This is a genomic window from Candidatus Merdisoma sp. HCP28S3_D10, from assembly GCF_052065835.1.
Lineage (GTDB): Bacteria > Bacillota > Clostridia > Lachnospirales > Lachnospiraceae > Laedolimicola.
In genome coordinates, this window is record NZ_JBQHTG010000003.1 from 1 (window position 1) to 24,906 (window position 24,906).

Below are 24,906 nucleotides of genomic sequence, written 5' to 3' on the forward strand. Positions count from 1 at the left end.
CCCCCCCCCCCCCCCCCCCCCCCCCCCCCCCCCCCCCCCCGCCCCCCCCCCGCCCCCCCCCCCCCCCCCCCCCCCCCCCCCCCCCCCCCCCGGGGGGCCCCCTTTCTCCTTCCCGGGCGTCCGTCCTAATAATCCTCCTCGATCACCTGTACCTCCAGATAATCAAACGCAATCGAATCAATAAAGCTATCCTGATAAAACCGCACTTTCGCTGTCCGCTTAAAATCCTCAATACAGGACTCCAGCCAGATAGGCTTACTCAGATCAAACTGATGACAGATCTCGTCCAGCGCGTTGAAAATCTTGTGTGTCCGTGTTTCATCCGAAAAATCCTCAACCACCATATCCTTTAACATATGATTACTCTTAAATTCCCTGGCCCAGATTCGCATAAAAACCTCCCGTTTCAAAAATTATTTCTATAATAAAGAAAATAGATAACAAAGCGATAACGCAACACTTAGAGTATAAAGGCGGCCACCCTGTTTGTAAAGAAAGAATGCCTGGAAAAACCTTGAAAAACTGCGAAAAACCCTTGCTTTTGCGAAAAAATTATGTTATAGTATCACCTTGTGATATATTATTAAAATTCCTTGTTTCCCCCATAGTGAGGAAGCCAGAGACCAAAAGGAGGAAAAGCATGAACAAGTATGAATTAGCATTAGTTGTGAATGCAAAGGCAGAGGATGACGTCAGAACCGCTACCGTAGAGAAAGCGAAAGAGTATATCGCTCGTTACGGCGGTGTAGTGACAGAGGTGGAAGATTGGGGCAAGAAGCGTCTTGCTTACGATATCCAGCACATGAGAGAAGCGTACTACTACTTCATCCAGTTTGACGCTGACGCAACCTGCCCGGCAGAGGTGGAGAAGCACGTTCGTATCATGGAGAATGTCATCCGCTATCTGTGTGTTCGCAAAGACGCATAGAGACAAGGTTTTTAACCGAACAAGTGGAGGATTGTTGGTATGAATAAAGTAATTTTAATGGGACGTTTAACCCGTGACCCGGACGTTCGTTATTCTCAGGGAGAGAACGCGAGCGCATTCGCAAGATATACACTGGCAGTGGACAGAAGATTCAGACGGGACGGAGAAGCAACTGCTGATTTTATCGGCTGCGTGGCATTCGGACGTCAGGCTGAGTTTGCTGAGAAGTATCTGCGTCAGGGAACGAAGATTGTGATTACCGGACGTATCCAGACCGGCAGCTACACGAATCGTGACGGACAGAAGGTTTACACCACAGACGTGGTTGTAGAGGAACAGGAGTTTGCGGAGAGTAAGGCGGCAGCAGGCGAGCATGCAGGCGTCTTCCAGCCCCAGAACAATTCCAATCCTTTCCAGTCTGCACCGGCTCCTTCCGCAGCAGCGGGAGATGGATTCATGAATATCCCGGACGGAATTGACGAAGAATTACCGTTTAACTAACAATCGTGGAAGAGAATTGAAAGATTAACAGGAGGTAAAAGCCATGGCTTACACAAAATCCGATAAAGGCGACGCGCCCATGAGACGTAGAGGCATGGGACGCAGAAGAAAGAAAGTCTGCGTATTCTGCGGCAAAGAGAATAACGAAATCAACTACAAGGATGTAGCAAAATTAAAGAGATACGTATCTGAGAGAGGAAAAATCCTTCCCAGAAGAATCACAGGAAACTGTGCAAAGCACCAGAGAGCTCTGACTGTAGCTATCAAGAGAGCACGTCACATTTCCCTGATGCCGTACGTAATGGACTAATTCATTTACGGGAATCAGACCCCGCAGTCGTAATGGCTGCGGGGTTTTGTTGTGAGAGAGGAAAATCATGATTCAAAAGAAAAAGCTGAATCAGTTTTATATGGAGCAATATGAGCGGGCGGGGCGGAAAAAGCCGAAGAAACCGGTAAAGGAAGCAGGAATGCAGGCCAGAATCGCAAAGGTTCAGAAAACGCTGAAGAGCGCCCGGCCGGGTCAGATTAATATCCGGACGCTGGAGGAGCTGCACAGGCAGCTGAAGAATACGGCTTCTTATGCTTATCGCAGAAATAAAGAAGAACTCATTGAGAAGCTGAATGAGGATATGCTGCCAAGACTTGTGGAGCTTGATTTGGGAATGCTGCTGGCGGAGCAAAAGGATGGGCTGAACGGTGAGTTCCTGGCCTGGGCGCGTCGGACCATGCCCTGTGCCATTTGTCAGGAACCTATGTTTACCCTGTATCCCAGATTCCGCCGGTATAAGGTGAAAAATAAAATTCTGGAACTGGTGCCGGCCCGGCCGGAGATGGAGTTTGCGGAGGTGCGGGAGCTGCCCCGGCATTTCGTGCTGCATATCGGTCCGACCAACAGCGGAAAGACCTTTCAGGCACTGGAGCGGCTGAAAAAAGCGAAAAACGGAAGCTATCTGGGGCCTCTGCGTCTGCTTGCCCTGGAGGTTTATGAGCAGATGCACGCCGCGGGCATTCCCTGTACCATGCGGACGGGGCAGGAATGCATTGAGGAAGAACACAGTCTGGTGACAGCTTCTACCATAGAAATGGCAGATTTCGATGAAAATTACGACATTGCGGTGATTGATGAGGCCCAGCTGGTGGCGGATACGGATCGGGGCCATTCCTGGACGAAAGCGATTCTGGGACTGCGGGCGGTGGAAATTCATATCTGCATGAGCCCTGCAGCGGAACAGGTTGTCTGCCATCTGATTGAGCTCTGCAGGGATACCTATGAGGTGAAACGTTATGAGCGAAAGGCGGAGCTGATTTGCGAAGAGAAGCCTTTCCTTTTTCCGGAGGATGTGCAGGAGGGGGACGCTTTGATTGCGTTTTCCAAAAAATCAGTGCTGGATATAGCCGGGCGGCTGGAGGAAGCGGGAATTGCCTCCAGCGTCATCTACGGCAGCCTGCCCCCGGAGATTCGCCGCCGTCAGACCCGGATGTTCAATAAGGGAAAAACAAAGGTGGCTGTAGCCACGGATGCTATCGGTATGGGACTGAATCTGCCGGTGCGCCGGATTGTCTTTATGCAGACGGATAAGTTTGACGGCGTGAGCCGTCGACCGTTGCGGATTCCTGAGGTCAAACAGATAGCGGGCCGGGCAGGTCGGTTTGGAATTTATGATAAGGGTTATGTGAATGCTCTGGGCGAGCGGGAACTGGAATTTATCCGGGAGCTTTATCAGGCGGCAGAGGAACCGCTGACCCAGGTGAACTTAGGCTTCCCGCAGGTGCTGCTGGATATCGACGCGCCTTTGGACGAGCTGATGAAAATCTGGTATTCCGTTACGCCCTCCGAGCCTTTTGTGAAGGAAAATATTGACGAAGCCCTGTATCTCTATGAGCTGGCGAAGAAATACCGGAATCAGATTGACGGGTTTGAGAATAAGCGCCTTGTATACAAGATGATTACCTGTCCGATTGATATTAAGGATCGGAGGGTGGTTCAGCTGTGGCTGGACTACTGCAGAAGCTATACAGCGGACGTATCATTGGAAAGACCTGCTTTTTACCGGGATCGCAAGGGTGGGATTGCCCAGTATGAGACCTATTATAAGCAGCTGGATTTGTATTATCAGTTTTCTCACCGGATGCAGAAGGAGCTGGACGAGGAATGGCTGGCGTCAGAACGGGAAAAGACCGAGATGCGAATTATGAATTATCTGACCCGCGGAAAACAGAATTATATTGCCAGATGCAGATATTGCGGAAAACTTCTGCCGCTGGGCTCGCCCTTCCAGGTGTGCGAGGAATGTTATGGGAAGCGTTGAAAAACGCTTCCTTTTTTGATTGTATTTCTGAAAATACAAGAAAACACATATTTGATACAGGTTGTAACATATACTAAGTTGTATTGCAATGAATGCTAAAAATGCAACGATATAGGAATGAAACTGGTAAAAGAGCATAAAGTGACGGCGAAAACCGGGAAAATAGGACTAAAAAACTGTGCAAATTAAACATATAGAAAAATGGAATATAAAAATAACTGGCAAAAAGAACGAAAAACAATACAACTTAGAAAATTTATTTTTCTGTATTCTATTGCAAATTTTTGACAGCCTGCATATAATAAAGTCATCAACAAGGTTACGGACATAACCCAAAAGGAAAAAACAAAACAGGGAGGAAAAAACATGAACAAGCTTTTCAAAAAAGTGACTGCCACAGCACTGGCAGCAACCATGGTTCTGGGAATGACAGCCTGCGGCGGTTCCAAGGACACTACAACAGCAGACAGCTCCAGCTCAGAAGCAGCTGAGACTCCGGCAGCAGCAACAGACAACAAGGATATCAAGATCGGCGTTTCCATCTGGTCCTCTACCGACGTACTCGGTTCCCAGTGTAAGCTGATTCTGGACGAGGCAGCAAAGGCACTGGGCGTTCAGGTACAGTATGTTGACCAGGGACATGTATCCGAGAAGGTTACAGCTTCTGTAGAGCAGCTGGTAGCAGCAGGCTGCCAGGGTATCATCATCTGCAACTCCTCTGATACAGAGATGACCTCCGCAATCAAGACCTGTAACGATAACAAAGTATATCTGGCACAGTTCTTCCGTGTAATCAGCAAGGACAACAGCGCAGACATCTACCAGATGGCTACCGATTCCGCTTACTACATCGGCGCAGTTCATGAGGACGAGCCGGCCAACGGTGAAGAGCTGGTAAATATCCTTCTTGAGAAGGGCGACAGAAACATCGGTCTGATTGGCTGGGAGCAGGGAGACGCAACCTGGCTTGGAAGATGGGAAGGCTATAAAGCAGGCGTTGAGAAATGGAACGAGGCTAACCCGGATGACAAGGCTACCCTGTCTGAGCCGCAGTACGCAGGAACAACCTCTGAGGGCGGTTCCAAAGCAGCAGAGGCTCTGATGGCAGCAGATCCGAACCTGGATGCACTGATTCCGGCAGGCGGCGGCGGAGACCCGCTTCAGGGTGCAATCGCAGCTGTAGAGCGTGCAGGCAAGACTCAGGACATCGACATCGTATCCACAGACTTCCTTCCGGACCTGGGAGAGAGACTTGAGAACGGTTCCATGGCTGGTGAGTCCGGCGGACACTACTGCGACCCGCTTATCGCGTTCATGATGGTTTACAATGCAATCAAGGGTAACTACACAGATTTCTCAGGCAAGTTTGAGGACGTTCCGTTCCCGTACCTGTATGTATCATCTGCAGATGACTACAAGGCATACGAGCAGTACTTTGTAGACCAGCTTCCGTACACAGACGAAGAGCTTGTAGCTATGTCTGAGCTGGATCTGGCAGGACTGAAGGAAGCAGCTGCTAAGGTATCTATCGAGGATGCAGCAGCACGTGCAGGCAAATAAATTCTAAGGGCTTAGAGTTTGTAGGAGCCGGTGTCGCGCGGCGATACCGGCTCCTATTATCAAAAAAATCCTTGCAGAAAAGGAAAAAGAGGTAAAGAGTATGGGTTCTAAAAAGTTGTCGGGAAGTACAAGAGGTTATCTGATTCTGTTAGGTCTGGTTGTACTTTCCTGGGGTATTTTTAAAGTACTGTCACCGCATAACTTCGGCTCCGCAGCAAATATGCTGAATTACTTTCAGGCCAGCCTGATTGCTACCGTAGGCGCGGTGGGATTCTATTTCGTAATGGTAATGGGTATGTTCGACTTCTCCATCGGAGCGAACATCATGCTTTCCGCTATTGTGGGATGCGTATTCGCAACAAGATTCAATCTGGGCTATGTGGGACTGATTGCGGGCTGTATCATCTGCGGCGCCATCGTGGGCGTTCTGAATGGTATCTTCTATGTAAAGCTCCGTATCCCGTCTATGATTGTTACCACCGGTCTGGCTCTGATTTATGAGTCCATCGCCAACTATATCGCAGGCGGCGTAGAGCAGACACTTCCGGCCAACCTTCGTATGTTCGGACAGATGCCGGGCGACATTATCCTGGCTGTCCTGGCCTGTGTGGTAGCTTACATTTTCCTGAATTATACAAAAATCGGAACTTATACATACGCCATCGGAAGCAACGAGTTTGTTGCCAAGAACATGGGTATCGATGTAAATAAATACAAAGTTCTGGCATTTATCCTGAGCGGCGCTTTTCTGGGCGTTATGGCAATCCTGACCATCAGCTATGGTTCTTCCATGGTAGCTGTAACCGGTATGGCGTCCATGAGCCGTAACTTTGTACCGACCATGGGCTGCTTCTTTGGTCTGGCATTTAAGAAATATGGTATGCCGCTGCAGGCCATTGTCATTGGTGAGTTTGTCATCAACATTATTTTCTTCGGTTTTATCGCTCTGGGAGCTCCGACCGCTATCCAGGACGTTATCACCGGTCTGGCACTGCTGATTATCATTACCCTGACCACCAAGGTGACCAAGGGCGAAATCGTGAAGTAATCGAAGGAGGAAAATGCAATGAGTGAAGTAAGATTACAGGTTAAAAATCTTTGCAAGTCCTTCGGTATTACGAAGGCGGTACAGAATGTATCTTTCAATGTAAATAAGGGCGAGGTTCACGCGCTGATTGGCGAGAACGGATCCGGTAAATCCACACTGACCAATATGCTGACCGGTATCTACAGCATCGACAGCGGTACCTTCGTACTGGATGGAAAAGAAATTCATCCGAAGAATCAGGTAGAGGCCAATGAAGAAGGCGTATCTATCATCGTACAGGAGCTGGGAACTCTGTCTGGCCTGACCGTAGCGGAAAATATTTTCCTGGGCCATGAGGATCAGTTTGTACACTTCGGTATCAAAAATACAAATGCCATGAATAAGAAAGCCACAGAGCTTCTTCATCAGTATGGCTTCGATCGGATCAAGGCATCCGATATCATTGACGAGTATAATTTCGAGGACAGAAAGCTGGTTGAGATTGTAAAGGCAACCTATTTTGACCCGAAGATCGTTGTCATCGACGAGACTACCACAGCTCTTTCCCAGGAGGGACGTGAGGAGCTGTACAAGCACATGAACCGGATTCGCGAGAGCGGTAATACGGTAATCTTTATCTCCCATGACCTGCCGGAGATTCTGGATAAATCCGATACCATCACCATTTTGCGTGACGGCGTCTATATCGATACGGTAAAGAGCGCAGATGTAAATGAGGACGACTTAAAGCGTCTGATGGTAGGCCGTGAGGTAACCGGCGATTACTATCGCGCGGATTATGGCGAGAAGGTATCTGACGAGGTGGTACTCTCTGTAGAGAATGTAACCGTTCCGGGCCTGATTGAAAATATCAGCTTCGATCTTCACAAGGGCGAGATCCTGGGCTTCGGCGGACTGTCTGAGTCCGGTATGCATGAGATTGGAAAGGCTATTTTCGGCGCTTCCTATGATAGAACCGGTAAGGTAGTGCTGGCAGACGGAACCGAGATCAACGACATCCCGTCCGCGATTAAGCACAGCATCGCATACACATCCAAGGACCGTGACAATGAGTCCGTAGTCCTGAATCAGAGCATCGGCGATAATATCTGCCTGCCGTCTCTGGACGAGCTGGCCGGAAAGACCCATATGCTCAGCGATAAGAAGCTGAAGGAATTCTCCAATAAGTTTGCAAAGCAGATGTCTGTCAAGATGGTCAATGTGGATCAGTTTGTATCCGACCTGTCCGGCGGCAACAAGCAGAAGGTAGTACTGGCAAGATGGATTGGAAAGGATTCCGACATCGTTGTGCTGGACAGCCCCACACGAGGAATCGATATTAAAGTAAAACAGGATATCTATCAGCTGATGAATCAGATGAGAAAGAACGGAAAGTCTATCATCATGATTTCCGAGGAGCTGATGGAGTTAATTGGTATGTGCGACCGTATCATAATCATGAAGGACGGTAAGCTCAGCGGCGAGCTGGAGAGAAGTCCGGAGCTGGATGAGAACAGTCTGATTACGATGATGGTATAAGGAGGCAGTTATGGAGAATCAAGTAAAGACAAATACAGAACAGAAAGAGCAGCAGCTCAAGAAATTATCAAAGATGTCGATGATCCGCGCCCTTCTGCCGATCGCAGGACTGATTGTAGTATTCCTGGTATTCAACGTTCTGACCAACTTCAGAATGATGAATAACATGTCTCTTGTACTTTCTCAGGTATATGTTACAATGATCGCGGCAACAGGCGTATTCTTTATCATGACCATGGGCGGTCTGGACTTCTCCCAGGGCTCTATTCTGGGTATCGCATCCATCGTAGTATGTATGCTGTCCAAAATCAGCATTCCGCTGGCTATCGTAGGCGGTATTGCTGCAGGCGCGGCTATCGGAGCTATCAACGGATACTTCTATGTGTGCCGTAAAATTAAATCTTTTATTGTAACGATTTGTACCATGTTCCTGTTCAGAGGCTTTATCAAGTATCTGACCACCAACGCTCCGGTTACCGGATCCGCGCTGCTTATCAACTATGACAGCACCGGTCTGAAGGTTGCCTGCACGGTAGTGGTTCTGGTGATTGGCTTTGTATTGTTCCGTTTTACCAAGTTCGGAACTTATCTGAAAGCTATCGGAGCCGGTGAGAAAGCAGCTATGTTCTCCGGTATCCGTACGGATAAGATGAAGTTTCTCATCTATGTGCTGGCAGGCGCTATCACCGGCTTCGCTGCATTTATCAACGTTATCAAGGTCGGCTCTGTAACCTCCTCCGGTGGAAATCAGCTGGAGACACAGATTCTGATTGCGCTGGTACTGGGCGGAATGCCGATCTCCGGCGGCGCGAAGGTAAGATTTGAGAACATCGTTGTAGGCTCTCTGCTTTATATCGTACTGAACAGCGGACTGACCATGATGGGCTTCTCCACACAGATGATGCAGCTGATTCAGGGTGTCGTATTCCTGGTATTTGTAGCTGTATTTGCGGACCGTCAGTCTATCCAGGTTATTAAATAAGGTACAGACAAAAGAGGGACGATATGTCAAAAAAAGGAAATGCACACAGTCAGGACATGCTGAAATATCAGAAGCTGTATAACTGGTGCAGAACGCTGATTACCAGCGGCGTGATTAAAAACAAGGATAAATTTCCATCGGAAAATATTCTGCAGAAAAAATTCGGATATTCCAGACAGACGGTGCGTACCGCACTGAACCAGCTGGAGGAAGACGGCCTGATTGTCCGTGTTAAGGGAAGCGGAACCTATGTGTCTTATGAAAATAAGAAGGAGGACCAGGGAAAACCAAAGGTTGGACTTGTCCTGAGTTATTTTTCAGATTATCTGTTTCCGAGAGTATACGATGGCATTGAATCCGTTTTGACGGAAAAGGGTTACGAGATCGATGTGGCGGTGACAAAAAACCGCCTGAATGATGAGGCCATGTATCTGGAGGGGCTGTTGTCCGGCAACCTGTCCGGACTCATCATCGAGGGAACGCGTTCCAGCTTCCCCAACCCGAATATCCGGCTTTACAACGAAATCCGGAAGAAAAATATACCGACCCTGTTTATTCATAATCATTATTCAAATCAGAAGTTTGACAGCGTGGAAATGTCAGACGCCAGGGCAGGCTATGAAGCAGCAAAGATTCTGATTCAGAATGGCCACCGGAGAATCGGGGGTATTTTCAAGTATGATGATATGCAGGGAATCGAGCGCTACAAAGGCTTCATCGAGTGCCTGTCGGATTATGGCGTCAAATTTGACGATGACTGGATTCGCTGGTATTCCACCAAGGATATGGAAGAAAAGCTGAGCAAAAAAGGTCTGCTGCGGATGTACCGCAGAACCAAGGACTGTACGGCGATGATTCTGTATAATGACGAGGTGGCAGAGCATTATATGGAGTTCCTGGAGGAGCGGGGGCTGAAGGTGCCGGACGATATCTCGCTGGTTTCCTTTGACGACGCGGAGCTGGCCCAGAACGGGGATGTAAAAGTACTTTCCGTTGTGCATCCCAAGTACCATCTGGGACGGCTGACAGCCAGAAATCTTCTTCGCATGATGGAGGATGAGGACTGGCAGAACAAAAACTATTCCCATCGTTTTCCCGTGACCCTTAACGACGGAAATTCGGTGAAGGATATACGCAGCCGGGGTTAGGGACCGGACGCGGGAACATGAAAGTTGGTAAATATTTCAGGAGGTAACGAACATGAAAAAACTTTATTTTGTAGTAGGCTCTCAGGATCTGTATGGTGACGAGTGCCTGAAGCAGGTAGCGGCAGATGCCCGGGAGATGGCAGAGTTCCTGAATGAAAAGCTGGAAGGAATCGCGGCAGTAGAGCTGCTTCCGACCGTAGAGACATCTGAAATTTGTATTGAAGATATGCGGAAGGTATCCTGTGACGATGACTGTATCGGTGTAATTACATGGATGCACACCTTCTCTCCGGCCAAGATGTGGATCAAAGGCCTGCAGGAGCTTAGAAAACCGCTGCTTCATCTCCATACCCAGGCAAATGAGAAGCTGCCTTATGATACCATTGATATGGACTTTATGAATCTGAACCAGGCAGCTCACGGTGACCGTGAGTATGGCTTCATTGTAGCAAGAATGGGAATTCCCCATGAGGTAGTAGCAGGCTACTATAAGCATGAGGACGTGGTAGCAAAGATTCGGAGATTTGCGCAGGTTGCAAAGGCGATTTCCTATTCCAAGTCCCTGAAGGTAGCTTCCTTCGGTAACAACATGAGACATGTGGCAGTTACAGATGGCGACCGTGTAGAGAGCCAGATCAAATACGGCTGGGAGTGTAACTACTATGCGCTGGGCGATGTGGTAGACATCATCAACGAGGTAACCGAGGCAGAGGTTGACGCGAAGATGAAGGAGTATACCGATAAGTATACGATGAAGACAGACCGCATCGACGCAGTCCGCGAGCAGGCAAAATATGAGGTTGGTTTTGAAAAATTCCTGAAGGAGAACGGCATCGGCGCATTTGCGGATACCTTCCAGGATCTGCACGGCTTAAAGCAGCTTCCGGGTATCGCGGCACAGAACCTGATGGGCAAGGGCGTTGGATTCGGACCGGAGGGAGATTATAAGATTGCAGCTCTGTCCGCAGTTCTGATGCAGATGGCAGAGGGACGCGAGGGAGCAACCGGTTTTATCGAGGACTACACCTATGACCTGACCGAGGGTCAGGAGCTGGAGCTGGCTTCCCATATGCTGGAGGTTCCGGTGGCCTTTGCTGCTACAAAGCCGGAGATTGATGTGCTTCCGCTTGGTATCGGTGGAAAAGAGGATCCCGCGAGACTGATCTTTGACGGCGTAACCGGAGACGGAATCCAGGTAACCATGGTTGATATGGGCGACCGCTTCCGTATCATCTGCGCAGACATTGAGCTTGTAAAACAGCCGAAGCCCATGCCGAACCTGCCGGTAGCAAGAATTATGTACCGTCATAAACCGAACTTCGCTATCGGAACCGCAGCATGGTGCTACGCAGGAGGCGCTCATCACTCTGTTGTATCTACCGCGCTGACCAGAGAGGATATCGCGATGTTCGCCCGTCTGACCGGAACCGAGCTTGTAACCATCGGCGAGGATACCACAGAGGCAGATCTTCAGAAGTTTTTCATGAAATAAGAGGATAATACTATAACAGGCAATACGATTAGAACCCATATTGCAGGAAACGCCGCCGAGTCCGGGAGGATTCGGCGGCGTTTCTGAGTTGTTTTAATTGTAATACAGGGGATGCTTGTGCTATAATAGGAATATTAAGTAGCAGTCAAAGATGAAAAAGAATGATAGAGGGGACAAAAATGAAAAGAAAGGTTCATTTAAAGGGCCGATTGAAACGGTACGTGCAGTGGCCGATTCTGATGAGTATTCTGCTTCTTGTTATGAATCTGTGCATGTATCCCATAGCAGTGAAGGCCGGTGTGGTTATGAGCGCCTTTGTGCTGGTGTATATTGCGGTGGTTATGGGACTGTATGTGCAGAACCGGGCGCAGATCTACGGCGAGCTGGTGTCCTTCGCGACTCAGTACGGACAGGTACAGCGGAAGCTTTTAAAGGAGCTGGCCATACCCTACGCCCTGCTGGACGAGGACGGAAGAGTGTTGTGGGCCAACAGCGCGTTTTTTACGGCCAGCGAGAAGGGAAAGAAGAATCTGCGGAAGTCCATCAGCTATTTCTTCCCGGATTTCACTGTGGATTTGCTTCCGGAGAATGACTTCGAGGACACCCGGACCGTGCGGTTCTCGTCAGAGGAGCGGGATTACCGGGCGGATGTGCGCCGGGTATATATGGATCACATCATGGAGGATAATACCTTTGTGGAGGTGGAGGAGGACGACAGCTTCCTGATCGCCGTATATCTCTTTGATGAGACGGAGATGAACCGGTATATCCGCATGAATAAGGAGCAGCGTCTGGTGGCCGGACTGATTTATCTGGATAACTATGACGAGGCCCTGGATACGGTAGAGGAGGTCCGCCGTTCGCTTCTGGTGGCGCTGGTTGACCGAAAGATCAACAAATATATCTCGTCCTTCGGCGGTATCGTAAAGAGCATAGAGAAGGATAAGTATTTTGTGGCTATTCAGGAGAAGGATCTTCCAGTAATGCGGGAGAATAAGTTTGAGCTTCTTCAGGACGTTAAGACCGTCAATATCGGCAATGAAATGGCGGTTACCCTGAGCATGGGCTTTGGCTGCGCGGGAAAAACCTTTGCGGAAAATTATGAGTTTGCCCGGATCGCCATCGATCTGGCCCTGGCCCGCGGCGGCGATCAGGTCGTTATCCGGGAGGGCGAGAAGATCTCATATTTTGGCGGAAAGACCCAGCAGGTAGAGAAAACCACAAGGGTCAAGGCCCGGGTCAAGGCCCACGCTCTCCGGGAGTTTATCGAGAGCCGGGATAAGGTAATGGTAATGGGACACCGCCAGACGGACGCGGATTCCTTCGGCGCGGCCATCGGTATCTACCGGGCAGCCAAGGTGCTGGGCAAGCGTGCTTATGTGGTAATGAATGAGGTGACCACTTCGGTGCGGCCTATGAAGTCCTGCTTTGAGGATAATCCGGTCTATGAGCCGGACATGTTCCTGAGCAGTGATCAGGCCATCGAGATGATTGACCGGAATACGGTACTGGTGGTGGTGGATACGAACCGCCCCAGCTATACAGAGTGTCCGGAGCTTCTGTCCCGGACGCCTACCATCGTGGTGCTCGACCATCATCGTCAGACCAATGAGCAGATTGAAAATGCGGTGCTTTCCTATATCGAGCCCTATGCGTCTTCCGCCTGCGAGATGGTAGCGGAGATTCTGCAGTATTTTGACGAGGGACTGAAGATTAAGGCGGTGGAGGCAGACTGCCTCTACGGCGGTATCATCATTGACACCAACAATTTCACCAGCAAGACAGGCGTGCGTACCTTCGAGGCGGCGGCGTTCCTACGCCGGTGCGGAGCGGACGTAACCCGTGTTCGCAAGATGTTCCGCAATGATATGACAGAATACAAGGCGCGGGCTGAGGCAGTACGCCATGCGGAGCTATATCACGGCTTTGCCATTGCCATCTGTCCCAATGAGAATCTGGAGAGCCCCACCATTGTGGGAGCCCAGGCAGCCAATGAGCTGCTGGATATCAATGGCGTCCGGGCTTCGGTGGTGCTGACGGATTATCAGCATAAGACCTTTGTCAGCGCGCGTTCCATTGATGAGGTGAATGTGCAGCTTCTGGCAGAGCGTATGGGTGGCGGCGGCCATCTGAACATGGCCGGAGCCCAGTTAGACTGCGGCGTGGAGGAAGCGCTGGAAATCGTAAAACACACCATCGACAAGCTGCATGAGGAAGGAGAATTTTAAAATGAAGGTAATTTTGATTGAAGATGTAAAATCCCTGGGTAAGAAGGGACAGTTAGTAGAGGTAAACGACGGTTACGCAAGAAACTTTATCCTGGCAAAGAAGCTGGGACTGGAGGCGACGCCCAAGAACCTGAACGATCTGAAGCTGAAAAAAGCAAATGACGAAAAGGTAGCCAAAGAGATTTACGAGGAGGCCAAGGCCTTCGGCGAGCGTCTGAAGGAGATGGCGGTCAATGTAACCATCAAGACCGGAGAGGGCGGCAAGATTTTCGGTTCCGTATCCTCCAAGGAAATCGCAGAGGCAGCCAAGGCGCAGCTGGGAATCGAGCTGGATAAGAAGAAAATGGTTCTGCCAAGTCCCATCAAGACACTGGGAACCACCCTGGTTCCGATTAAGCTGCATCCGAAGGTAACCTCTGAACTGAAAGTCAACGTAAGAGAAGCGTAAGAGAGCTAAAACATGGAAGAAGCAATCATCAAACGAGTGATGCCCCACAGTATCGAGGCAGAGCAGTCGGTCATCGGTTCCATGCTGATGGACCGGGAGGCGGTACTGGTGGCGTCGGAGATTCTGAAGGGCGAGGATTTCTACCAGCGGCAGTACGGCGTGGTCTTTGACGCCTGTGTGGATCTGTTTAGCCGGGACGAGCCGGTGGATCTGGTGACACTGCAGAATGAGCTGCGTTCCCGGGATGTGCCCGAGGAGGTCAGCAGCATGGAATTCGTCCGGGATATTCTGGAGCGGGTTCCTACCTCTGCCAACGTAAAATATTATGCCAATATCGTAGCGGAGAAGTCGACCCTCCGGAAGCTGATCCGGCTGAACGATGAGATCAATAACCTGTGCTATGCAGGCACCGAGCCTTTGGAAAATGTGCTGGATCAGACGGAAAAGAAGGTTTTTGATCTGGTACAGCGCCGGAACGCGGGAGATTTCGTTCCGATCAAGCAGGTGGTACTGAACGCCATTGAGAAAATCGAGATTGCGTCCCGCACCAAGGGAAATGTAACGGGACTTGCCACCGGATTTAAGGATCTGGATTACCAGACCTCCGGTTTCCAGCCCTCTGACCTGATTCTGATCGCGGCTCGGCCTTCCATGGGTAAAACGGCCTTTGTACTGAATATCGCCCAGTATATGGCTTTCCGGAGTGGTGAGACTGTAGCCATTTTCAGCCTGGAGATGTCCAAGGAGCAGCTGGTGAACCGACTTCTGTCCATGGAGTCGGGCGTGGACGCCCAGAAGCTTCGAAACGGCAACCTGTCGGACACAGACTGGGAGCGCCTGGTGGAGGGCGCCGAGGGCGTGGCCCGTTCCCATCTGATTATTGACGATACGCCGGGTATCACCCTGGCGGAGCTTCGCTCTAAGTGCCGCAAATACAAGCTGGAGAATAAGCTGGGTATTATCATGATCGACTATCTGCAGCTTATGTCCGGCGGAGGAAGATCCTCCGATTCCAGACAACAGGAGATTTCCGATATATCCAGAGGACTTAAGAGTCTGGCCCGTGAGCTGAACGTGCCGGTGGTGGCGCTGTCCCAGCTGAGCCGTGCCGTAGAGCAGCGTCCGGATCACCGGCCCATGCTTTCGGACCTGCGTGAGTCGGGAGCCATCGAGCAGGATGCGGATATGGTCATGTTCCTGTACCGTGATTCTTATTATAATAAGGATACGGAAATGAAGAACCTGGCTGAGGTAATCGTAGCCAAGCAGAGAAACGGCCCCATCGGTACCATCAATCTGCTGTGGATGCCGGAATACACCACCTTCAAGAATTTCAAGCCGGGTCCGCCGATGTAAATTGGAAAAATATGGTTGAAATTTCCTCTGAACCTGTTATAATGTGAAATATGGAAAAATATTACATTTCCACAAAGCAAACCGGCAGGGAGGAAATTTCGATGAGTGATGTGCGCTATATGATTTCTGACGCTTCCAGGCTGGTGGACGTGGAAGCACATGTGCTGCGGTACTGGGAAGAGGAACTGGAGCTTCCCATCGGGCGCAATGAGATGGGCCACCGTTACTATACTGAGGAAAATATCCGGTTATTCCGGCATATTAAGGCACTGAAGGACGGAGGCGTGCAGCTGAAGGCAATTAAACAGCTGCTTCCGGAGCTGGAAAAGGGCGATGTGAAGCCGGAGGGACTGCTGGCCAGGGCCGGAGGGATTCCGGTGACGGCAAACAGTGAGACGGCCCGGGAAGAAAAAATGCAGCAATTCCAATGCATTATGAGCCGGCTGATTGCGGAAGCCCTGGAGGATCACACAGAAAAAATGGGCTGTGAAATCAGCACCCAGGTCAGCGGTCAGGTGATCAAGGAGATGGATTACTTGCTCCGCATGAAGGAGGAACGGGAGGACGAACGGTTCCGCCGTCTGGACGAAGCCATAAGAAGCTCCCAGAAAAGCCGGAAGGAAAGGGCGGAAGTCACAAAAGAAGAAAAGCGAAAATGGAATTTTTTCGGACAGAAAAAGGGACAGGCCGTGTAGGTCTGTCCCTTAGTTTTTGTTCTCTCAGAGATTACTCTGCGCTGATAGCGCCGTGCGGGCACTCAGCCTCGCAGGTACCGCAATCCAGACATGCGTCTGCGTCGATTACGTACTTTCCGTCTCCCTCGCTGATAGCCTCAGCCGGACATACTGCTGCACATGCGCCACAATCCTGACAGTCATCACCAATTACATAAGCCATGATGTAAATCCTCCTTTTATAATCCTGCGCGACAGCGTCCGCAGGTGATATGTGTTGTAAGTATCGCCAAAGGCGATAGCTGTGTACAGGTGTATTTTATAATAAATAAGCGGATTATACAAGTGAAAAATCTATAAACTGTGAATTGTACCAAAAACTGTACAAAAAAATCCTTGCATAGTACTCGGAATTCGATTATAATAGTACCGCTATACATGAATAATACCGCTGAAGGGCGGTAACGATACTGATTATTATAAGGAGGAAATTTAAATGGCACAGGTAAGTAAAGATATGCTGATCGCTGACGTACTGAAGACCGATGAGAACATGGCAGGTATCCTGATGCGCGAGGGTATGCACTGCGTAGGATGTCCGGCACACCAGATGGAGTCTCTGGGCGAGGCTGCTATGGTTCACGGCATGGATCCGGATACACTGGTAGCAAGACTGAACGCGTTCCTGGCTGCAAGCGAGCAGGCATAAGAATCAGATAGAACGATCCGAGCAAATAAGGAAGACACTGTGGTGGAGACACTGCAGTGTCTTTTTGGTTTATAAACTTTTAAGAAAATCCTCACCCCATTTTTCTTGACGGGACAACCCGGCCTGACATATAATGAAGCCAGATTCCGACCGACTGGTCGGTCGGAAATTCGATTAAGAGGAGGAAAACCATGAAAAATAAGAGCGTACTGGCGCTGGGTCTGGTACTGAGCATGAGTGTGTCGATGGTGGGCTGCGGAAGCAAAGAGAAGACCGAAACAGAAAAGGTAAATGTGGAGGTACAGACGCCGGGGAGCGGCGAGGTAACTCTGGATACGGATTACATCGGAAGCGTATCTCCGGAGCAGCAGGTTTATGTGGTGCCTCTGGTATCCGGCACCGTGACCCAGGTGAATTATGCCGTGGGCGATACGGTAAAGGAAGGCGACGTGCTGTTCAAGATCGACGACGAGGCGGCGCAGCTTCAGATGAGTAACGCAAAAGCGGCTTACAGTCAGGCCCAGGCCGGAGTCAATGTGGCTACCGGAGGCTCCCGGCATCTGCAGAACTACCAGACAGAGCAGGGCATTGACAGCCTGGAGGAGAATCTGGATAAGGTACGGGACGGTATCAAGGATATGGAAAGCCAGATTGACACGTTGGGAACCCAGGAAACCCAGCTTAGTCAGGCTGTGACAGCAGCGCAGGCCAATGTGGAGGCAAAAAACCAGGTGCTCGCCCAGGAACAGCTGAAGCTGGATAGTTTGCTGAAGGCTGCGGAAACAGGCAATCCGTCCGGTGCAGGCGGTACAACACAAGCAGGCACAGGCAGTACCGGTGCGGCCGAGAATGGAACAGAGGGCGGAGCAACCTCTGGTGTAGAAAGCAGCGGCACAGCCAGTGAGTTGGCTATTCAGGAACAAAAGACGGTGGTAGCCAATGCAAAGCTGGAGCTGACCCAGGCCCAGGGCGCGCTTTCTCAGGCCCAGTCCGGCCTTTCTTCTGTGAAATCCGGGAAATCCCAGCTGGAAAGCGCGTTGGAAAGCACCAAGAGCCAGAAGGAGACCTTGAAGGATAACTTAAAGACAACCCAGAAGACTTATGAAATCACAAAAAATGAAGTGTACCCGGAAACAGACGCGACCTATTCCGCCCAGCTTGCCCAGGCCAATGTGGGTCTGGAGTCGGCCCAGTATCAGCTGGATATGTACACCGTCAAGGCGCCCATTTCCGGCCAGATCGAGTCCATTTCCGTGGAGAAGGATTCCATGGCTTCTGCGGGCAGCCCGGCCTATGTCATTTCCAATAAGGATTCGATGACCGTTACCTTCAATGTGGCAGAGAAGGTCAAGGATGAGCTGCAGGTGGGCGACGCCATTGAGGTAGAGCGAAATGGTGAAACCTTTGCCGGAACCATCACGGAGGTGGGAACCATGGCAGGGCCGCAGACCCGTCTTTTCCAGGTAAAGGCTTCTGTCATCGGAGCCGGAGATAAGCTGCCCAGCGGCGTGTCCGTCAAGGTGCATGCCACTACCCAGAGGGAAGAGAGCAGCCTGGTAATCCCCTATGACGCGATTTATTTTTCCGCAGGCAGCGCCTATGTGTATTGTGTAGAGGACGGAAAGCTTGTGAAAACCCCGATTACCGTGGGCCTGATGAATGATGACGAGGCGACTGTAGCGGATGGATTAAACGGGGAAAGTCAGGTGGTTACCACCTGGTCCTCCAAGCTTAGAGATGGTGCAGAAGTTGTGGTGAAAACAGAGGCGGAGGACGCGGAATAAATGAATCTGACAAAATTTTCCTTAAAAAGACCGGTCACGACCCTTCTGGTTGTCCTGGCGCTGGCGGTATTCGGTATCTCGTCCCTTCTGGGTCTGAGACTGGAACTGATGCCGGATATGGATATGCCGGTGATGATGGTTATGACCATTTATCCGGGAGCGGATCCGGAATCCGTAGAGGAGCTGGTAAGCTCTGAGATAGAAGGCAAGGTGGGAGCCTTAAGCGGTGTGGATTCCGTTACCACCTATTCCCAGGAGAACAGTTCCATGGTTCTCCTGCAGTATGATTACAGTGTGGATACCAACGACGCGTATCTGGATCTGCGAGCGGCGCTGGATTCGGTGGAGCGTTCTCTGCCGGATGACTGCCAGAGCCCCATCGTTATGAAAATGGATATCAATTCCATGCCCAGTATGATGTATTCCTTAAGCACCACCGACGGCAGCGACGTTCTCTCCCTGGCCAATGACGAGATTGTGCCGGAGCTGAAGGCGGTAAGCTCGGTGGCCAGCGTGGAGGTCAGCGGCGGACGGGAGAATTATATCCAGGTGAAGCTGGACGAGGAGGCCATGAACCAATATGGCCTGACCATAAGTAGCATCGCCCAGTTTATTGCGACCACTGATTTTACGATTCCGATTGGTTCCCTGGAGCAGGGCAGTCAGTCCATCAGTGCGATCAGTACGGCGGACGTCAATACCGTAGAGGATTTGCGGCAAATTCCTTTGTTTACCGCTACCGGCAGTATGATTCACCTGTCAGACGTGGCTGACGTGCAGTGGTCCCAGAAGGAGCCGGACAGCATCAGCCGTTATAACGGCGAGGAGACTCTGACGGTCAGCGTTACCAAGAACCAGAGCGCAAGTACCCTGGGAGTGGTGCGGGACGTCAGAAAGACCATGGAGCGGCTGCAGAAGGAGCATCCGGGACTGGTGGCGACAGCCTCCTACGACGCGTCGGATATGATTCTTCTGGCTGTAAAATCAGTAGGAAGCACGCTGCTCATGGGTGTCATCCTGTCTATGCTGGTGCTGTTTATTTTCTTCGGCGACTGGAAGGCCAGCCTGATTGTAGGAAGCGCCATGCCCATCTCCCTGTTGGTGACGGTGATTGTCATGGCCGTGGCAGGCTTTTCACTGAATATCATTACGCTGGGTGCGCTGGTGATTGCCATCGGTATGATGGTAGACAGCTCCAGTGTGGTACTGGAGAGCTGTTTCCGGGCGAAGGATAAAAAGCCGGGCTTTCGGGAGGCTGCGGAAATTGGTACCAGAGGCGTGGCAGGCTCTATCGTGGCTTCTACGATTACCACAGTCGTGGTATACCTGCCTCTGTGTATCCAGACTGGACTGACCGGACAGATTTTCGGACAGCTGGGCTATACGATTATCATCGCCATGCTGGCGTCTCTGATTTCCGCGCTGACTCTGGTTCCTCTGTTTTTCTGTATCTTCAAGCCGCAGGAGAAAAAGGAACTGAAGCTGAACGGATTTCTGGATAAGGTTAAGGAGAAATATGACAGGCTGGAGCGGAAGCTCTTACATAAGAAGAAGCTGAGCGTTCTGGTGGCGGTGGTGCTGTTAGTTATGTCCTTCGGTCTGGTGAGTCTGATGAAGGTGGAGCTGATGCCGGCCATGGACGAGGGAACCATTTCCGTGGCGGCTGCCTTCCGTAGCGGTACCAAAGCAGAAGAAGTAGATAAAAAAATGAAGGAGATGGAGGCTATGGTGGCTGCCCATGAGGATGTGGACAGCTATACCCTGACGTCCTCTAAGGGCTCCGGCAAAATCTCCGTTAATCTGAAAGAAGATCGGAAGATGTCCAGCCAGGAGGTGGCAGATGAGTGGCTGGAGGAGACCAGGGATATGACTGGCGTACAGTTGGATATCACCGTCAGCAGCCAGATGTCTACCATGATGCTCGCGTCAAGCGGCGGAAGCGTAACCCTGGCTTCAACCAATCTGGACGATCTGAAGGAAGCGGTTTCTGCCCTTCAGGAAAAGGCCTGGAATATTCCGGGTGTGTTGAATGTGTCCTCAGATGCCGGTGAAGGCGCTACCCAGATTCAGGTGGTAATTGATCCGTTGGACGCTATGGCCCACGGTATGACGCCCATACAGGCAGCAGGGGGACTCTACAGTATGATCAGCGGAACCGAGGCCATGACTATTACGTCAAATGGCGAGGAATATAGTGTCATGCTGGAGTATCCGGAAGGCACCTACACAAAGGCGAGCACGCTTCTGGACGCCTCCGTCGGCGGCGTACCTCTATCAGAGATGGCGACGCTTCAATATACCGATTCCCAGCAGACAGTTATGAAGCAGAACGGAAAATACACCACCACCATTACCGCTTCCTGTGTCTCAGAAGATACAGACGCGGTAGACGCGGCGCTGGATAAGCTGGTAGCAGATACAAAGCTTCCGGATTCTGTGGAACAGACCAAGGACACCATGGACGAGATGATGACAGAGACCTTTACGGCCATCGGTAAGGCGATTGCAGCGGCAGTATTCCTGGTATTCCTGGTTATGGCCATGCAGTTTGAATCTCCGAAGTATTCCCTGATGGTCATGCTGAGCATTCCCTTCAGTCTGATTGGTTCCTTTGGATTTCTCTTTCTGTCCGGACAGTCGCTGACCATGATTTCCATGATGGGTATTATGATGCTGGTGGGTATCGTAGTAAATAACGGTATCCTGTATGTGGACGGCGTCCATGCCCTGATGAATGAGGAAGGACTGGGACTGGAGGACGCGCTGATTGAAAGCGGAAAGACGAGACTCCGGCCGATTCTGATTACTACGCTGACTACCGTTATTTCCATGATTCCCATGTCTCTGGGACTGGGAACCGGAACGGAAATGATGCAGAGCATGGGTATCATTATCATCGGCGGCCTGACTGCCTCTACGATTCTGATTCTTTTGTTAATGCCGGTATTCTATCTGATGGCTTACGGAAATAAAAAAGAAAAGGGGCCGAAAAAACCGCGGAAATGGAGGCTTAGAAAGCATGGAACTGCAGAAACCGAAGTCGATGCCTGAGCTGAAGCCCAAGGTAAAAGCCCTCTACGATGCAGTGCTGGAGCTTCTGAATGAAAATGCGGATGTCAATACCCTGACCGTGTCGGATATTACGAAGCGTGCAGGTATCGGTAAGGGAACGGCCTACGATTATTTCAGCTGTAAAGAAGAAATCATTGCGGGAGCCATTATCTATGACGCCCAGATCCAGGGCGTGGAGAGCTGGGAAAGACTGGAAAATATTCCGGGCTTTGAAGAAAAGATCTGCTATTGCTTTCATTGGGTGGCAGAGTGTGTGCAGGAGCAGCGGGCCTTTGCCAGGTTTCTGTTCCTGTCGGCCCATCCGGGAGCGGCTAAGGACGATATTATGAAGAAGCTGCAGAGCATGCTTGCGGAAAGCAGGCAGTGCGGCGATATGGGTCCTATGATGATTCTGGGAAATCTGTGTGACTGCGGCATGCGGGAATGCTATATCCGGAAGGGACTCCCGAAGCAGGCGGCGGTGTATATGCTGCTTGGCAGCCTGACCTCCCTGGTGATGTATCTGGGAGAAAAAAAACAGACCGGGGATTTCTGTCCGGAGGAGATGGGAACCTATCTGTGCGAGGGCTTTTTAAAAGCAGTAAGGTAAGAAATAAGGAATAAAAAACAGACTGTGACTTTACCGTCACAGTCTGTTTTGCTATAATAGAACCGGTGGTTTTAGAAAAAAACGCATGGAAAATGCAGCAGGAGGTATGAGGTATGCTTTTGGAAAAACTGGAGCAGGAGGGTATCAAGAAGGAGCTGGAAGCCCTCGGATACAACTGTGAGGAGATCTTCGGCGGCCTGAAGGAGGAGACGGACCGGCTGTACGCGTCCTATTCCTGGCAGAAGATTCCCTGTACGGTAGAAGGAATCCGGGAGTATGTGATTCACGCGGTTCCGCCGAAGGAGCTTCGGGAGAAGGACTATCCCTGGGAGGAGTGGTTTATCCAGTTCGACGAACCGGTACACCACGTACTGTTTATGCACGATCAGGAGATCTGCAATGCGGAAGCGCCGATTCCGGAGGGAGATACACAGCATCCGGCGGAGATTTGCGGAAGAACCTGGTACTATTATGACGATAAGAACAGCTATCCGCATTTTGCGGGAAAGGCAGAGCCGAGATAAGGCTCTGCTTTTTTCTTAAGAAATTCAAAAGATTCTTAAAAAAACAGGTATTTCCTTGAATCCGCCGGAATATAATGCTAGAGTATAGCTTGCAATCCCTTTCTTTGTGGCAGGGAGCAAGACAACGGGTGGCGAAAGAGGAGAAGTTTATGAAAAAGAATAACCGAGGAATTCGTACGGTATTTACAGCGGGCGTTCTGCTTGTGCTGGTTATAGCGGCTGCATGGACGCTGAAGCACAGAAAGGCGGACGAGCCTGCGGATGCAGAGATTAAGATAGAAACGCCGGTTTCAGAGGAAGAGGCGCCAGTGGAAGAAACAGCTCCGGCGGCGGAGCCGACGGTGGATCCGGCCGCAGAGCAGGCAGCTAAGGACGAAGCAGCCCGTCAGGAGCAGGAAAAGAGTACCTTCGCGACGGACTATGAGAGCGAACCGCTTCTGAATACCACTTCTATTAAATATCTGAGCCTGGAGGTGGGAGGAACCGACGATGAGATCCGCCTCAACTGGATGTCTCCCAGCGGAAGCGCCGGACAGGTAAGCTGGTATACCGTGCAGGACGGGACATTTCAGATGGTGACGGCCCAGTGCAGCGCTTCCCAGACTATGCCCGGATATTATGTAAACAAAGCGACGGTGACCGGACTGCAGCCGGGAATGACCTATGCTTATAAGGTAGGAAATGACGCAGGCGGCTGGTCTCCCGAATACAAATATACGGTGCCGGAGGGCGACACGAAAGAGGGCTTTACCTTTCTGGTAACTTCTGACGCGGAGATTGGGCAGGATCAGTATCAGGAGGAAGAGGTAACGGTAGAAAACTGGGACAAGGTGGTGACACGCCTGACCAATTATGTGCCGGAGGCGCAGTTTATGGTACATGCGGGCGATCAGGTGGCTCAGTTTGGAAATGCGGAGGAATACAGCGGCTTCCTGGATCATCTGGGACTTTATAAGATTCCGCTGGCGCCGGTGACCGGAAATCACGATGTGGCCAACGAGCAGATTTGTAAGGAGCTGGGTTACGGCGGCGGCCCCTTTTTCTATGAGCATTTTAATGTGCCGAACCGCTCAGACACCTATGGAATGAGCGAATATGATAAGGACGGAGATTACTATTTTATCCGGGGCGATGTACTGTTTCTTGTACTGAACAGCATTACAGCCCAGGAGACGGATACGCATGAAGAGTATGTGCCAAAGGTGATTGCGGAGCACCCGGACACAAAATGGAGGGTGATTATCCAGCATTATCCGGCTTACAGCAGCGTGAAGCGCTATCAGGACCAGATGGATTCCTGGATTCGAAAGTCCCTGGCTTATATCTGTGCGGATAATGACATTGATCTGGTGATCACCGGTCATGACGCGGTGTATTCCCGCTCTGCCTTTATCAACCGGGAATGCGCCAGAATAGATAATAATTATGATTATGCGTCCGGAGCTACCGCTGTAAATCCGGAGGGAACCATGTATGTGGTCTGCGGAACTTCCAGCGGAAGCCTGTATCAGGGAGTGACGCCGAACGGCAACCTGGTCTGCCAGATAGAGCAGGAGCAGCCCATGGCGATCCGCTTTGATGTGACAGACAGGGAGCTGCGTCTGAAGGCGTATACGGTAGACGACTGGACGGTGCGGGACGAATATACAATCCGCAAGGAATAAGCCCGGAAGCCTTGACAATCCGCGGAAAGACTGCTATATTTACCTACAGTTAGACTGGAAAGAATAACGAAATCATGACAAAGGCAGAGAAAAAGAGGAGTAGGCAGGGCAGACGTCAAAAGAGAGGACAGCTCACGGGCTGAGAGGCTGTCGTGGAAGGGTCGCTTGCGGAAGGTAGCTTTGGAGCCGGAATGGTGAACCGGATCAATGTTCACAGTAGCCATTCACGCCTGACCAGCGTTAAAGGGTGAGAGATATGAGGCGGATTTTTGCTTCATAAGTAAGGTGGTACCGCGCACAAGCGCCCTTTCAGGATAAGAGAGGGCGCTTATTTTTTTCGACTGGTTCAAGAAGCGAAAGAAAAATGAA

The 24,906-nt window shown here is 50.7% G+C and carries 22 protein-coding genes and 1 other annotated feature; of the genes, 20 read left to right on the forward strand and 2 right to left on the reverse strand.

The genetic code is table 11. The features are described from left to right. Positions 1-125: 125 nt before the first annotated feature. The gene (locus ACTNCH_RS08310) at positions 126-392 is read right to left on the reverse strand and encodes a hypothetical protein (RefSeq protein ID WP_441018431.1); all 267 of its coding nucleotides are present in this window, start codon (positions 390-392) and stop codon (positions 126-128) included. 248 nt (positions 393-640) lie between these two features. Between ACTNCH_RS08310 and rpsF the strand changes: the two genes are divergently transcribed. The 14 genes from rpsF to ACTNCH_RS08380 all read left to right on the forward strand — a co-directional run bounded on the left by rpsF (position 641) and on the right by ACTNCH_RS08380 (position 16,216). Next, positions 641-928, forward strand: coding sequence for a 30S ribosomal protein S6 (rpsF, locus tag ACTNCH_RS08315; RefSeq protein ID WP_158365092.1), 288 nt, complete (start codon positions 641-643; stop codon positions 926-928). Positions 929-967: 39 nt separating this feature from the next. Next, on the forward strand, positions 968-1,429 hold the full coding sequence (locus ACTNCH_RS08320) for a single-stranded DNA-binding protein (protein WP_441018433.1): 462 nt from the start codon (positions 968-970) through the stop codon (positions 1,427-1,429). Positions 1,430-1,472: 43 nt separating this feature from the next. Beyond that, complete coding sequence (rpsR, locus tag ACTNCH_RS08325) at positions 1,473-1,739, forward strand: 30S ribosomal protein S18 (RefSeq protein ID WP_441018435.1); 267 nt, start codon at positions 1,473-1,475, stop codon at positions 1,737-1,739. 67 nt (positions 1,740-1,806) lie between these two features. Continuing rightward, positions 1,807-3,741: an SUV3 family DEAD/DEAH box RNA helicase gene (locus tag ACTNCH_RS08330; RefSeq protein ID WP_441018437.1), complete on the forward strand. Its 1,935-nt coding sequence runs from the start codon at positions 1,807-1,809 to the stop codon at positions 3,739-3,741. 366 nt (positions 3,742-4,107) lie between these two features. Beyond that, positions 4,108-5,301 carry a sugar ABC transporter substrate-binding protein gene (locus ACTNCH_RS08335; RefSeq protein WP_441018439.1) on the forward strand — a complete coding sequence of 398 codons (1,194 nt, stop codon included), beginning with the start codon at positions 4,108-4,110 and terminating at the stop codon, positions 5,299-5,301. Positions 5,302-5,401: 100 nt separating this feature from the next. Further along, entirely contained in the window at positions 5,402-6,349 is a 948-nt protein-coding gene (locus ACTNCH_RS08340) for an ABC transporter permease (RefSeq protein ID WP_441018441.1), read from the forward strand. Between the two features lie 18 nt (positions 6,350-6,367). After that, on the forward strand, positions 6,368-7,867 hold the full coding sequence (locus tag ACTNCH_RS08345; RefSeq protein WP_441018443.1) for a sugar ABC transporter ATP-binding protein: 1,500 nt from the start codon (positions 6,368-6,370) through the stop codon (positions 7,865-7,867). Positions 7,868-7,877: 10 nt separating this feature from the next. Further along, on the forward strand, positions 7,878-8,849 hold the full coding sequence (locus tag ACTNCH_RS08350; RefSeq protein ID WP_441018445.1) for an ABC transporter permease: 972 nt from the start codon (positions 7,878-7,880) through the stop codon (positions 8,847-8,849). Between the two features lie 23 nt (positions 8,850-8,872). Beyond that, a complete protein-coding gene (locus ACTNCH_RS08355; RefSeq protein WP_441018447.1) occupies positions 8,873-9,997 on the forward strand; it encodes a GntR family transcriptional regulator in 1,125 nt (374 codons plus the stop codon). Positions 9,998-10,049: 52 nt separating this feature from the next. Then, positions 10,050-11,489 (forward strand): L-arabinose isomerase, encoded by a 1,440-nt coding sequence (gene araA / locus ACTNCH_RS08360; RefSeq protein WP_441018449.1) that lies wholly within the window; start codon positions 10,050-10,052, stop codon positions 11,487-11,489. A 179-nt stretch (positions 11,490-11,668) separates the two neighbouring features. Continuing rightward, positions 11,669-13,717 carry a DHH family phosphoesterase gene (locus ACTNCH_RS08365; protein WP_441018451.1) on the forward strand — a complete coding sequence of 683 codons (2,049 nt, stop codon included), beginning with the start codon at positions 11,669-11,671 and terminating at the stop codon, positions 13,715-13,717. Position 13,718: 1 nt separating this feature from the next. Continuing rightward, complete coding sequence (rplI, locus tag ACTNCH_RS08370) at positions 13,719-14,165, forward strand: 50S ribosomal protein L9 (RefSeq protein WP_441018453.1); 447 nt, start codon at positions 13,719-13,721, stop codon at positions 14,163-14,165. Between the two features lie 12 nt (positions 14,166-14,177). Next, positions 14,178-15,521, forward strand: coding sequence for a replicative DNA helicase (gene dnaB, locus ACTNCH_RS08375; protein ID WP_441018455.1), 1,344 nt, complete (start codon positions 14,178-14,180; stop codon positions 15,519-15,521). 101 nt (positions 15,522-15,622) lie between these two features. Beyond that, positions 15,623-16,216, forward strand: coding sequence for a helix-turn-helix domain-containing protein (locus ACTNCH_RS08380; RefSeq protein ID WP_441018457.1), 594 nt, complete (start codon positions 15,623-15,625; stop codon positions 16,214-16,216). A gap of 31 nt (positions 16,217-16,247) precedes the next feature. Here the strand turns inward: ACTNCH_RS08380 and ACTNCH_RS08385 are convergent, their stop codons facing one another. After that, positions 16,248-16,418, reverse strand: a complete 171-nt coding sequence (locus ACTNCH_RS08385) for a DUF362 domain-containing protein (protein WP_158365078.1) — start codon at positions 16,416-16,418, stop codon at positions 16,248-16,250. Between the two features lie 273 nt (positions 16,419-16,691). On the opposite strand from ACTNCH_RS08385, the gene ACTNCH_RS08390 reads away from it, so the two are divergent. From ACTNCH_RS08390 to ACTNCH_RS08415, 6 genes are all read left to right on the forward strand, one after another. Next, the gene (locus ACTNCH_RS08390) at positions 16,692-16,904 is read left to right on the forward strand and encodes a DUF1858 domain-containing protein (protein WP_441018459.1); all 213 of its coding nucleotides are present in this window, start codon (positions 16,692-16,694) and stop codon (positions 16,902-16,904) included. Between the two features lie 191 nt (positions 16,905-17,095). Beyond that, positions 17,096-18,688, forward strand: a complete 1,593-nt coding sequence (locus tag ACTNCH_RS08395) for an efflux RND transporter periplasmic adaptor subunit (RefSeq protein WP_441018461.1) — start codon at positions 17,096-17,098, stop codon at positions 18,686-18,688. Next, on the forward strand, positions 18,689-21,739 hold the full coding sequence (locus ACTNCH_RS08400; RefSeq protein ID WP_441018463.1) for an efflux RND transporter permease subunit: 3,051 nt from the start codon (positions 18,689-18,691) through the stop codon (positions 21,737-21,739). It abuts the gene before it with no gap. Further along, positions 21,708-22,349, forward strand: a complete 642-nt coding sequence (locus ACTNCH_RS08405) for a TetR/AcrR family transcriptional regulator (protein ID WP_441018465.1) — start codon at positions 21,708-21,710, stop codon at positions 22,347-22,349. Before ACTNCH_RS08400 ends, ACTNCH_RS08405 begins: the two co-directional genes overlap by 32 nt. A gap of 113 nt (positions 22,350-22,462) precedes the next feature. Continuing rightward, positions 22,463-22,873, forward strand: coding sequence for a hypothetical protein (locus tag ACTNCH_RS08410; protein WP_186872732.1), 411 nt, complete (start codon positions 22,463-22,465; stop codon positions 22,871-22,873). Between the two features lie 149 nt (positions 22,874-23,022). Further along, a complete protein-coding gene (locus ACTNCH_RS08415; protein WP_441018468.1) occupies positions 23,023-24,537 on the forward strand; it encodes a fibronectin type III domain-containing protein in 1,515 nt (504 codons plus the stop codon). Between the two features lie 77 nt (positions 24,538-24,614). Further along, positions 24,615-24,849 (forward strand) — a binding site (T-box leader). Positions 24,850-24,906: the final 57 nt, after the last annotated feature.